General features: G+C 38.5%; 12 protein-coding genes. 1 reads left to right on the plus strand and 11 read right to left on the minus strand.

Features of this window, described 5'->3' with window-relative positions:
- Positions 1 to 48: 48 nt before the first annotated feature.
- The 3 genes from araA to ACQYAD_RS04370 are packed head-to-tail and all read right to left on the minus strand — an operon-like array spanning position 49 to position 3,838.
- Positions 49 to 1,473 carry an L-arabinose isomerase gene (gene araA / locus ACQYAD_RS04360; RefSeq protein WP_430235924.1) on the minus strand — a complete coding sequence of 475 codons (1,425 nt, stop codon included), beginning with the start codon at positions 1,471 to 1,473 and terminating at the stop codon, positions 49 to 51.
- Between the two features lie 36 nt (positions 1,474 to 1,509).
- Positions 1,510 to 2,205, minus strand: a complete 696-nt coding sequence (locus ACQYAD_RS04365; RefSeq protein ID WP_430235926.1) for an L-ribulose-5-phosphate 4-epimerase — start codon at positions 2,203 to 2,205, stop codon at positions 1,510 to 1,512.
- 22 nt (positions 2,206 to 2,227) lie between these two features.
- Entirely contained in the window at positions 2,228 to 3,838 is a 1,611-nt protein-coding gene (locus ACQYAD_RS04370; protein WP_430235928.1) for a xylulokinase, read from the minus strand.
- A gap of 356 nt (positions 3,839 to 4,194) precedes the next feature.
- On the opposite strand from ACQYAD_RS04370, the gene ACQYAD_RS04375 reads away from it, so the two are divergent.
- A complete protein-coding gene (locus ACQYAD_RS04375; protein ID WP_430235930.1) occupies positions 4,195 to 5,286 on the plus strand; it encodes a substrate-binding domain-containing protein in 1,092 nt (363 codons plus the stop codon).
- Positions 5,287 to 5,594: 308 nt separating this feature from the next.
- Here ACQYAD_RS04375 and ACQYAD_RS04380 read toward each other — a convergent pair whose 3' ends face one another.
- The 8 genes from ACQYAD_RS04380 to ACQYAD_RS04415 form a co-directional block, all read right to left on the minus strand.
- Positions 5,595 to 5,882, minus strand: coding sequence for an HAD-IA family hydrolase (locus ACQYAD_RS04380; protein ID WP_430235932.1), 288 nt, complete (start codon positions 5,880 to 5,882; stop codon positions 5,595 to 5,597).
- 577 nt (positions 5,883 to 6,459) lie between these two features.
- Positions 6,460 to 7,008 (minus strand): 6-phospho-3-hexuloisomerase, encoded by a 549-nt coding sequence (gene hxlB, locus ACQYAD_RS04385; RefSeq protein WP_430235934.1) that lies wholly within the window; start codon positions 7,006 to 7,008, stop codon positions 6,460 to 6,462.
- Positions 6,990 to 7,646, minus strand: a complete 657-nt coding sequence (gene hxlA, locus ACQYAD_RS04390) for a 3-hexulose-6-phosphate synthase (RefSeq protein WP_430235936.1) — start codon at positions 7,644 to 7,646, stop codon at positions 6,990 to 6,992. Before hxlA ends, hxlB begins: the two co-directional genes overlap by 19 nt.
- Positions 7,647 to 7,729: 83 nt before the next feature.
- Positions 7,730 to 8,707, minus strand: a complete 978-nt coding sequence (locus ACQYAD_RS04395; protein WP_430235938.1) for a LacI family DNA-binding transcriptional regulator — start codon at positions 8,705 to 8,707, stop codon at positions 7,730 to 7,732.
- A 91-nt stretch (positions 8,708 to 8,798) separates the two neighbouring features.
- Positions 8,799 to 9,434, minus strand: a complete 636-nt coding sequence (locus ACQYAD_RS04400) for a bifunctional 4-hydroxy-2-oxoglutarate aldolase/2-dehydro-3-deoxy-phosphogluconate aldolase (protein WP_430235940.1) — start codon at positions 9,432 to 9,434, stop codon at positions 8,799 to 8,801.
- Between the two features lie 72 nt (positions 9,435 to 9,506).
- The gene (locus tag ACQYAD_RS04405) at positions 9,507 to 10,787 is read right to left on the minus strand and encodes an MFS transporter (RefSeq protein ID WP_430235942.1); all 1,281 of its coding nucleotides are present in this window, start codon (positions 10,785 to 10,787) and stop codon (positions 9,507 to 9,509) included.
- Between the two features lies 1 nt (position 10,788).
- Positions 10,789 to 11,748, minus strand: a complete 960-nt coding sequence (locus ACQYAD_RS04410; protein ID WP_430235944.1) for a sugar kinase — start codon at positions 11,746 to 11,748, stop codon at positions 10,789 to 10,791.
- Positions 11,745 to 12,506: a sugar phosphate isomerase/epimerase family protein gene (locus ACQYAD_RS04415; protein WP_430235946.1), complete on the minus strand. Its 762-nt coding sequence runs from the start codon at positions 12,504 to 12,506 to the stop codon at positions 11,745 to 11,747. Before ACQYAD_RS04415 ends, ACQYAD_RS04410 begins: the two co-directional genes overlap by 4 nt.
- Positions 12,507 to 12,822 lie beyond the last annotated feature (316 nt).

Here is a 12,822-nt window from a genome sequence, read left to right on the forward strand (position 1 = left end):
TACTTCCCCTCCAAGGAAGCTAAACCTCCCTGGAGGGCGGCAATGGCATTACTTAATAATGACATATTCTAAGTCTACAAGTTTTGCAAATGTTACAATTTGGTCTGTTGTTAAATTTAATGAAACAACTGTATGGTGACCGCCGCCATTTTCAATCCAAGCTTTAACTCCGTCTTGGAAGTTCGGCTTAATTTCCCAAAGCACGCGGGCAACCGGAAGTTTTGGAGCTGAAACTGTTGGTTCAAATGCAGAAACTTCGTTGATTAATAGTTTGTAATTAGTTCCAAAGTCAGCCATTGATACAACCACACCATCTCCTGCTTTACCGTCAAATACTAAACGTGCGGGATCTTCACGATTGCCAATTCCTAATGGAGAAACGATAATTTTGGGTTTATTGCTTGCTAGAGATGGGTCGACTTCAAGCATATGGGATTGAAGAGCGGATTCTTGACCTAAAGCTAATTCATAGGTGTAGTCTTCCATGAAACCAGTTGATTGGTTACGGCTCATGACTTTAAGCAAACGATCGAGTGCCGCAGTCTTCCAATCTCCTTCACCAGCAAAGCCATACCCTTGTGCCATCAAACGTTGAACCGCAAGGCCAGGAAGCTGTTTCATACCATATAAATCTTCAAAGTTAGTTGTGAAGGCATTATAACCACCATCATCAAGAAAACGTTTAATGGCGATTTCATAACTTGCTTGCACTTTCACACTAGCTTCCCAATCTTCCCTGCTGTAAGTGCCATAATCAAATTCATAAAGGTTTTCATATTCTGCGAATAAAGCATCAATTTCTTCGTCCGTGACATCATTCACGTATTGAACCAGGTCTCCAATGCCAAAGTAGTCCACTGTCCAGCCAAATTGAATTTGTGCTTCCACTTTATCTCCTTCAGTAACACCAACGTTTCGCATGTTGTCACCAAAGCGGGCAACTTTGATGTTGAAAGACTCGTTATAAGCAACCGCTACGTCCATCCATTCAGCAATTTGCTTTTGCACATCAGGACGTTGCCAGTAACCGACAACTACTTTATTTTGTTTTTTTAAACGGGCATTGATAAAACCATACTCACGGTCACCATGAGCGGATTGGTTTAGGTTCATGAAGTCCATATCAATCGTTGCCCAAGGAATGTTTTCATTAAATTGTGTTGCTAGGTGAAGCAATGGTTTCTGCAGTAATTTTGTACCGCGAATCCACATTTTTGCAGGTGAGAAAGTATGCATCCAAGTGATCACACCGGCAACCTCATCACGATAGTTGATTTCTTTCATAATACTGGTGATTTTATCTGCACTGACAGCTAAATCCTGCAATACAATCATATATGGTAAAACACCGCTTTTATTTAAGGCATCGGTCATTGTTTGTGCATGAGCTTTGACCTCAGCTAACGCTTCTTCCCCATAAAGATGCTGTGAACCTACAACAAACCAAAATTCTTTTTTACCTGTCGCTGTCATAATGGATCCTCTTTTCTTAGATTAATAGTTTATTAGTTATTTTTGCCCGTAATAGGCATGCTTCCCATGTTTTCTTAGATAGTGCTTGTCTAAAATACTTTGCGGTAGTAATTCAGAAAAACTGTTTAATTGTCGGGCAAATAAATTCATTTTTGAAACTTCCTCAAGCACTACACTATTCATTACCGCTGTTTTTACATCTTTGCCCCAAGTAAACGGTGCATGACCACGCAGCAGGACACCGGGAACTGCTAAAATATCCAGCCCACGCTCTTCAAAGGTTTCGATGATGACTTTACCGGTTTCCTCTTCATAACCGCGAGCAATCTCCTCTTGTGTCAAAAAGCGGGCACATGGGATGGAGCCATAGAATGTGTCTGCATGAGTCGTTCCCATTGCTGGAACATCCAGACCGGCTTGAGCCCAAACAGTCGCCCAGGTTGAATGAGTGTGCACGATGCCGCCGATTTCCGGATAATGTTTATACAGCACAGTGTGAGTAGCTGTATCTGATGAAGGGTTCATCTCACCTTCCACAACATTTCCATCTAAATCAACAACCACCATGTCACTCGGTTTCAATTTTTCATAATCAACACCGCTTGGTTTGATGACAAATAAACCGCTTTCACGATCAATACCACTTGCATTTCCCCATGTGTATTTCACTAGTCCATACTTAGATAAGTCCAAATTTGCTTCATATACTTCTTCTTTCAGCTGTTCTAACACATCAATTCCCCCAGTTTTCCACTCATACTTTCAAAGCTTCTGCTGCAGCCTGTTCAATCATTAAACCTTTTAAGTATCGTTCGATAAATGCCTCATAACCTTTAACGTCAATTTCATCTGGATAAATCTCCAGCCTATCAACCTCTTTAAAGACATTTTTGTCGAGGAAATCTTCTAAGCTTTCTTTTTGATCTTTATTCATCATGTAAGAAGCAAGAATTGCCATTCCCCACGCACCGCCTTCCCCGGCGGTTGCCATAACTGAAACTGGAGCATTCATCGCAGCAGCTACAATTTTTTGCCCAACAACAGGGGTTTTAAATAAACCGCCATGAGCTAGAATGCCATCAATAGCGACGCTTTCATTCTTTGTTAAAATATCCATTCCAATTTTCAGAGCACCAAAAGCACTGAAAAGATGAGTCCGAATGAAGTTTGCTAAATTGAAATTACTCTCAGGTGTGCGTACAAATAATGGTCGACCCTTTGTTAATCCTGTAATATTTTCACCCGAGAAGTAACCGTAGCTTAGCAAACCGCCACAATCTGAGTCGGCTTCCAACGCTTTATTCAACATCACTTCGAATAACTTATTGGTTTCAATTTTTTGCCCTATCGCTTCAGAAAATTCACGGAACAGTCCCAGCCAAGCATTGAGATCACTTGAACAGTTATTCGCATGAACCATTGCCACCGGACTGCCGTTTGGTGTCGTTACCAAATCTATTTCCGGGTAAACTCTTGAAAGTTCTTTTTCTAATACCATCATTGCAAAAACTGAAGTACCGACTGAGATGTTTCCAGTACGTTTTCTCACACTATTTGTAGCAACCATCCCTGTTCCAGCATCACCTTCCGGTGGACAAAGTGGAATGCCAGATTGTAAATTTTGCGATTTATCCAGGATCTTTGCTCCGACTTCTGTTAATGTACCTGCTTGTTGACCAGAGATACAGACCTCCGGAAGAATATCCTTTAATCTCCAGGAGTATCCTCTTTGTGCGATTAGTTCATCGAACTGTTTGATCATTGATTCATGGTAACTTAGCGTCGATTCATCTATCGGGAACATGCCCGAAGCATCACCAATACCAATCACCTTCTTACCTGTTAGTAACCAGTGAATGTACCCAGCTAAAGTGGTAATGAAATCAATCCGAGTTAAATGTTTTTCCTCATTTAATATGGCTTGATAAAGGTGGGCAATACTCCACCGTTCAGGGATATTAAATTGGAATAGATCCGTTAATTTTTTCGCTGCAGCCCCGGTTGTTGCATTGCGCCAAGTCCGAAACGGAGTAAGTAGCTCACCAGTTTGATCAAAAGCCATATAACCGTGCATCATGGCAGAAAATCCAATAGTACCAATTGTTCGAATGGTAATCCCATAAATTCTTTCAACTTCTTGCTTCATTTCACTATAAGCTGTTTGCAAACCAGTGATAATATCGACTAAGTTATACGTCCAAAACCCATTTTCCAAACGGTTTTCCCACTCATAACTTCCTGATGCGATTGTCTCAAAACTATTATCAATCAACACCGCTTTGATACGCGTGGATCCGAATTCGATTCCAAGTGAAGTTTCTCCCTTGGTAATCGCTTGTCTAATGATTGCTCGATTCGTTTTCACGTTAATCTCCTCTCTGATAACGTTTTCAATATCATCTGTACTTATTTAAAATCGTAAGGAGGCGTTTTCTTTTTGCTTATTAACAACTTCAGTATATTTTATGTACGTACATTTGTCAATGTTAAATATTCAATGTGCATACAAATAATACAAAATGATACTACTTTATTCTTATTAATACTTAAAATTTAAGATATTTGTAATTTTTTAGAGGTGGGAATATTTTTAATTATTTGATGTTTTTACAAAAATAAAGACCGTATTTTTCTTTTTTTAAAACTATAGTAAAATATGTCCATACAAATATTCCAAGGTAATCAATCAGCATGCGAATAAATATGAAAGAAGTGAATTAAATGAAAACAAAATATCAGATCATCATTGATGATATTAAAAGTAAAATTCTTTCAGGGGAATATAGCATAGGCGAACAAATTCCAACTGAATCTGTTCTGCAAGAAAAGTACAATGTTAGCAGACACACGGTTCGAAAGGCCATTTTAGAACTGGCGAATGGGGGATTCCTAAGAAGTGAAAAAGGATCTGGCACATATGTTAGTAACAAATATCAATCAAAGTTCGGTGGGAATTCAACGAAAAAAACAATTGGTGTAATCACTACTTACATTTCTGATTACATTTTCCCTTCTATTATTCGCGGAATTGAAAGAAGATTGAATGAGGATAATTATTCGTTGTTGTTAGCCAGTACAAATAACGATGTAGAACAAGAAAAAAAGGCTTTGGAAATGATGCTGTCGTATGGAGTAGATGGCTTAATCATTGAACCAACAAAAAGCAATCTATACAATCCCAATATTGCATATTACCTTTCGTTCAAGGAACAAGATGTTCCCTTCATCATGATCAATGCTTATTATGAGGAATTGGATGTTCCCTTTTTGTGCCTTGATGATGTACAATCTAGCTATCTCTCTACAAAAGAATTGATTATAAAAGGGCACACACAAATTGGACTTATATCAAAAGTCGATGATTTACAAGGTAAGTTTCGAATGAAGGGATATATAAAAGCTCTTGGAGAAGCCAAATTACGATTTCAACCAGAGCTTGTGCTGTCGTACAATACAGAAACAAAGCTGGATCTATACACTGACTTGAAGAAGTTTCTAACCAAAAATAGAGACGTATTGACTGCAATTGTATGCTATAACGATGAGGTAGGTTTGGAAGTTGTAAATGTATGCAGACAACTTGATATTTCCGTTCCAGAGAAATTATCAATTATTGGCCAGGATAATTCTTATATTGCCCAAAATGCTAATATCAAACTAACGACACTGACACACCCACAAGAACAAATGGGACGGGATGCTGCTGATTGGGTCATTAAGAAATTACAAGGAAAGAAGGATTTACCAAACGAAACCTATTATCAACCGGTGTTAATTGAAGGTGAAACTGTAAAAGAATTAGAAATACAATAATCTTGGTGTGTCAATACTAAATAAAACTCAATTCAATCTGATAAATGCTTTTCTTTATTGCCGATAAAAATTCTTATTTTAAAGAAATATAAATGGAATTAAAGGTTTTTAAGGAAATTTGTCTAATTCTTACTTATTAGAATATAGATTTTTTTGTTCCATATATATAATTAGCTTTTTCTTTTTTAATAGGAAATATTTTGTTTTTAATCGAATATTTCCTACTTTTTGATACATCCATAACAAAGGATAAGTTTCTTACTTCTGAAAGTGGTCTGTTGTTCGTGCCGGGATCTCTTTTTCGGTGATTACACCAAATTGACCACCATCCTGCCGTTATTAGATCCAATATTATCATTTGTCCACGAATCGCCAATATAAAGGAGTTCTTTCAGGGAATATCCTACTCTAATTGGAGCATGATGGAATATTTTCGGGCCTGGGTTTGCCGCTCGAACCTCATCTGAAACAAACATTAACTCTCTCGAAATATATTTCCTTATTCCTAGGGATTTTATTTTCTGCATTTGATGTTCAGTTGGACCATTCGTAATAATCCCCAACTCATAGCCTTCATCTTTTAAATGTTTTAGCAATTCAGGTATTTCTTAAAATAACTGTAAATGCTTCAATTCAAACTCGTGTTGATCTTGATATTGATATTGATTAGCTTCATCACTTGATATTGAATATCGAAACTTTTTACCCAAGGGTAATTCTTTATATACGAAGCTCTTGTAAAGAAAATTCTTTTTAAATATAGTTCTCCCAAATTTATATCATTAATTAAAAGATTATGTCAGACATCTGATTCTTCCGCTTATTGGATTCTTTGTGATTGTATATGTCATTAAAGGAATGGACATGACCGCCATTAAACTTGGAGTGACATGGATAATCCTAGGTGCCGTTTATATAGTCGTCATAACCAAAGTATTTAAGCAATCAGCAACATCGCTGGATATTTAATTTTAGTTAACAAGGGCTGCCTAAATCTAAATTAGTTTTAGGCAGCCTTTTTTTCATACAATTGTTGAGAATACCTCACCGTCTATTTTAGAAAAAACTCATTTACTTATGGTACCGGTTCATCGCAATATATACTAGCCTTTCCAATCCTCATCTTACTACCGTAGACCAGTTTCAAAGCTCGCCTCATCCCACCCTTGTTTATTATTCTAAATTACTATGTCTGCCAAACGCTTGGGTATGATTAACTTCATTTAACTTTCCATATTGCAAGCAGATCGTATCAAACAGAATATGAACACTTTGGTCAAAGAGAGATCCAAGAGGCTGAACGGTTTTTAACTCATTTTCGCGCCGATACTTCGTAGCTGCTGGTACATATAAAAGATGGGTGGAGGCCAATGCCAGTGATGACTTCGGATTTGTGGTAACTCCGATAACGGAGCAACCGAGTGATTGTGTTTTTTCTGATGTCCAAACAACACTCTTCGTAGTTCCAGAGCCAGAAACCGCTACCAGAAGATCCCCTTGTTCAATAGATGGTGAAATAGTTTCCCCTACTACATACACCGTAGCCCCTAAATGCATCAATCTCATTGCGAAAGATTTCGCCATTAAACCGGAACGGCCTTCGCCAATAGTAAAAATCCGCTTTGCTTTTTGCAATTCAGACGCTAATGCTTGCAGTTGCTCCTCTTGCACTTGGTTAACTACCATTTGGACTTCTTTTAAAATCATTTGGATGACTGACATACTCTATTCCCCTTGTGAACAACTTGTTTAAATTTCGCCGCAACATCTGATGGATTATTTGCCTTTGTTATAGCCGAGCCCACAATCACAACGGATGGATTTAATGTCTTTCTTAGGCTTTCCAAAGAGTCAATCGTAATTCCACCCGCTACTGCCTGTTTAAGAGAAGAATCAATAAGAAGTCCGCCGCTCCTGCTTCCCAAGTTTTGTGCCCTGAATTCCTCTTGTTCATCCTTACTCACATGAACACAAAAAATAGCATCCTTATATTTCAATAATTCCTGCAATTGTTCTTTTGAAGTATTCAGTAAATCAAGCATAACTAATTTGTTAGAACGTTCAGCAACTTCCATGCATGCATTTATTGTCACAATCGGAGAAACCCCCATGACAGTCACGACATCTGCCCCGGCTTGAAAGGCCATCTCAAATTCATAGCGGGCATTATCAATCGTTTTCATATCAGCGACAATCACCTTATTTGGAAAAGCTTGCTTTATTTCTTTAACACTTCTCATACCAAATTCTTTTATTAAAGAAGTTCCCACTTCTACCCAATCAATAAAATCCTCTACTTTCTTAGTTAATTGAATAGCCTCGGCAACTTCCAGCCGATCCAAAGCAAGTTGTAATTTCATGATTAAAACTCCTTATCACCATATAAATGGATTCGCTAAATCGATTTACTAAAAATCATTTTTAGATGGTGTCAGGCACTTGCCTACACCATCTGACTTGGAAACACAAACTCTTCTGGCTCCCGCTCTACTTTGTTGATTTGGTCATACAACAATTCTGCTGCCTTTCTTCCCATTTCAGAGGCCGGCTGAACAATAAAGGAAATCGGTGTTTCTACTAAATGGGCAAACGGAATATTGTCAAAAACGATCAGCTCAACATCTTTTCCAAGTTTTAGTCCTTTTTCTTTTAAAAATTCCACAACCGTAAGAAAAACCCGGTCATTTCCGGCAAACAATGCAGTCGGTCTCGCATCTGAAGAAAAAAGTTTATCCAGTTTGCTTTTCATCTCATCAATGCTGGATTCAATAATATAATCATCTTCCACTTTCAAACCAGCATCGATCATAGCTTTTTTATAGCCTTTTAATCGATCACGCCGCGTACTGACCGTTAGAGGCTGTACAGCGAAAGAAATGTTTTGATGACCCTTTTCAATTAAAGATTGAATAGCCCTATAAGTTGACATAAAGTTATCGGTTAATACTGAAAAAGCATTAAGGTTTTCTACCTTTCGATCGACAAACACTACCGGATAGCCTTCCTTAATCATACTCTCGTATAAATCATTATTTTGCCCAGTTGGAAAAATAATCAGACCATCGACCTGCTTAGCTCGCAGCATCTCAATATATCTCTTTTCTTTTTCTGGATTATCATCGGCGTTACACACGATGGCATGTAAATCATATTCTTGGCAGAAGTCCTCAATCGCACGACTAATCTCCGTTGATAAATAGTGCAAAATATTAGCAACGATGATGCCAACCATAGAGGTTCGCTTTTGTTTTAAACTCCTGGCAATATAATTGGGTTGATAACCAAGCCGTTCAATTGCTTCTTCAATCTTTTGCTTTGTATTTTCACCCATGTACTCAAATCGTTTATTTAGAAATTGCGAAACGGTGCTTTTAGAGACACCTGCTTCTTTCGCTACATCGGCCATTGTTACTTTTTCCATATGATCTTCCTCTTTTAATCTGCATCAATGACTTCATTTTAGCGATAAATCCCCTGTTTTTCCAGTATAAAAAAAGAAATAGAGGATTTGCTCATCCACGTGCTGACTGAATCTCTTCCATCAATTTTTTTGCATTTTTTGTTACTTCAAATAAATAGTCTTCCGTTATAGACCTTGTGGGATTCACCAAAGACTTGCCTACCCCTATAGCAACAGCTCCAGCCTGAATATACTCCTTTGCATTTTGGAAGTTAATGCCCCCTGTTGGCATGAGCGGAATGTGGGGAAGCGGACCAGATATGTTTTTAAAGTACCCTGGACCGACACTACCTGCCGGGAAAACTTTAATCACATCCGCACCATGTTCATAGGCGTTTAAGATTTCGGTTGGAGTAAATGCCCCCGGTACACAAAGAACTCCATACCGTTTTGTCATTTGAATGGTTTCCAAGTTGACGGTTGGTGAAAAAATAAATTTTGCCCCAGCCATAATAGCTGCTCTTGCAGTCTCTGGATCTAGAACGGTCCCAACTCCGACGAACAGTTCATCACCAAACACATCAGCTGTCTTTTCAATAATCGCTAATGCCTTCGGGGTTTCCATTGTAATTTCAAGAGCTGTGACACCGCCTTCTTTTAGGGCATTTGCAATTGGAATAATAGACTCAAGTGTGGCTCCCCGAATAACGGCAACCACCGATCGAGTTTTTATTTCCTCCATACTCATAAAAAAATCTCTCCTTTAATGGTTAACAATGGTTAGTAGCTTTAGAGTAACCTCTAAAGCCGTTGCTTGATTTTATGCACCTAATGTGACATTTTCGGATTCCATTTGCTTTTTAGATGACTTGACTGCCCAAACGGTTAAAATGGCTGAAAGAAATAGAGAACCAGCCATGAAGATATACGATGCACCAAAGCCTCCTGTTGCTCCATTCAAATAACCTACTACATAGGAGCCAACAAACGAGCCTAAGGCACCCATACTATTAATAAGAGCGATCGCTCCACCGGCAACATTTCGCGGAAGAATTTCCGGAATAATGGCAAAGAACGGACCATATGGAGCATACATTGCACCGCCGGCTAGGATTAATAAAATATAGGAAATCCAAAAATGATTGGTTCCAAGTGCATAAGAAATATAAAAGGCTACTGCTCCAAGTAATAGAAACGGCCAGACAAATGCATTGCGGTTTAATGTTTTATCAGAGAAGTAGGAAGCAACTAACATTAAGATGACAGCCAAAATATATGGAACCGATGACAACCAGCCCGTTTCGACAATCCCCATGTTTGGCGCTGCTTTAATAATAGAAGGAAGCCACATAACAAATCCATAAACCCCAATGCTCCATAGCGCATATTGAATACTTAACAAAATAACTGGCTTGGATTTAAACGCTTCCCGATAATTCTTTACAGGCTTTAAGCCCTGTTGCTCTTTTTCTAACTGTTGTTCTAAATCACTTTTTTCTTGGCTTGTTAACCATTTTGCTTGTTTTGGTTTATCATCAACTAACTTCCACCAGAAAAACGCCCAAACAATCGCAGGGATACCTTCGAAAATAAACATCCATCTCCACCCTACTGAATTAACTAAATAACCAGAAACGATAGACATCCATAAAACCGTTGCTGGGTTTCCTAAAATCAAGAATGTATTCGCACGTGAACGCTCTGCTTTCGTGAACCAGTGACTTAAGAAGATGAGCATGGCAGGCATAACGGCACTTTCGACAACGCCAAGGGAAAAGCGAACGAAGAATAATAATTTTATATTTGTGATAAGACCCGTTACAGAAGCTAATGCCCCCCATAAAATCAAAGACCAAAAAATCAGCTTTTTTGCACTCTTTTTTTCCGCATAATGGGCACCAGGAACTTGGAAAAAGAAATAGCCTAAGAAGAAAAGCGAACCTAGTAATGAGGATGTGCCTGGTGTAATATTTAAATCTTTCGCCATCCCCGCTGCAGCACCGAAACCATAGTTGGCCCTGTCAAGATAAGCAAGGCTGTATGTGATAAACGCAATGGGAATTAAGCGCAGCCATCTTTGTCGAGCAATCGTTTGTTTCATGTTAATTCACTCCCTTTAAGTTTTCTTCTATATATTTGTGCAGCTGAATGTAAGTCGGGTACCCATCGTTGTCTCCCGGTGATTGAACAGCTAAAGAGCCAATCGCATTTCCCCTTATAACAGCATCTTTTATCGAAAGGTTCTCCAACAATCCACTGATGACACCAACAGCGAAGCCGTCGCCGGCTCCAACCGTATCCAGCACTTCTTTCACTTTAAACCCTTGAACCACTCCTTCTGCTAAAGTCGTTTTATAAAATGCTCCTTCTTCACCTAGTTTAATCACTACAAGCTCCACACCCTTTTCTAAGTAAAAAGAAGCAATATCACGTGGATCACTAAAACCAGTCAACACCTCTCCCTCAGCAATTCCCGGTAGCACGTAGTTCGCTCGAAAGGCAACAGCATTTATTTGCTCCACCATTTCCTCTTTTGATGACCAAAGAGATGGTCTTAAATTTGGATCAAATGAGACGGTTCGTCCGTTATTTTTCATAAAAGCCAAGGTGTATTTGGCATAGGATCTTGCCTGTTCTGAAATGGCTAGTGGAATTCCTGTCATATGCAGGTGTTTAGCAGATAAAAAATACATTGCATTAAAATCGGAAATTTGAAGGTGACTTGCTGCCGAACCTTTTCGGAAATATTGAACCTCTGGGTCACCCTTCACCACTTTTGATTTCAGTTGAAATCCAGTCGGATGATGGTCATCAATTGATACCTGTTCAATATCAACGTTTTCATTTTTAAGCCGTTCCATAATAAATTTTCCAAGAGCATCATTTCCTACTTTACTCACCCAACCAACCCGAAGGCCGATCCTAGCAAGGCCAATGGCAACATTGGTTTCCGCACCAGCAAGCTCAAGGGTAAATTGTTTGTTTTCGTGCAGGAAACCAGGCTGATTGGCCATAAACATCGCCATCGCTTCGCCAAAAGTAATCACATCTAGCTGTTTCATTTGATCGCCTCGCTTTCACTTGCTAATTCTGAGATGAGTTCGATGTAGTCTTTTGTTTTCTCTTTCTGCTCAATTGGAAATTCAAGCGCTTTCAACATCGTATGCGGGAAATTCCTCATGACCGTTTTCCAGCTATGGTTGCCTTCCTTTTGAATTGGTACGGTGACCAGTCCATCCACCACTTGTTTTAAATGAAGATAAAGAACGTAGGGGGAGAGTTTATCGAGAGCATCCTCTACACTTTGGCCAGAATAATACCAATTACCAGCATCAAAGGTCATTTTAATGGGAACATGATCTTCGGTAACGGTTTCAAAAAACGATTTCAATTGGATAACACTACCGCCAAAAGATGTTTGGTCATTTTCAACCAACAACTGAAGTTCATTATGTTGGTTTAAAAAGTTTGTAAGATCAATGATGTTTGAAGCATCTTTCTTAAAGTGTCCAAGTGAAACCTTAACCCACTTTGCCCCCAGCATCCTCGCTTCTTGAAAGACTTCTGTCAGTTTTTTTGCATTTAATTGATAATTCTTTTCCCATAATTCAATAGGAGCAGAGTATACGGTAAAAAGTCCATGGTTGATAATTTCATTCTTGATCCTTTCAAGTGATGGATCTTGAACCGGCAATAGCTCACGCCGAATTTCTACTCCAAAAGCTCCTGATCGTGCAATGAGCTCAATAAAGGATTCTTGCCCCTTCTCTAACACTTCTAATCTGTCAAAAGCATTCAACGGAACAATCACATTTTGCATGAAAAAGATCCTTTCTACGTTTTAAATTCGATAAATCGATTTACTAAACCGGTTTAGTAAATCGATTTATTTTTATTATAAAGATTATGTAAGCGCTTTTCAATAGTTTTTTAAAAAATTTTACGACCCCCGCTAATGCAGGTAAATGCTTTTTAGACCGAATCATTCAACACTCCACGATAGTTAAGAGCTTCCGTCAAATTAGAATTTTAATGAGGGGATGGAAAAATAGGGAAATTTCATTAAGATTTCTTTGCGGGTTTTTGAAGTTAAAAGAGGTTTCTTGAAGTTTTTTGCAATTATTGTAAAAGAATAA

The sequence above is a fragment of the Neobacillus sp. SM06 genome (assembly GCF_050496765.1).
Lineage (GTDB): Bacteria > Bacillota > Bacilli > Bacillales > Cytobacillaceae > JAEVLT01.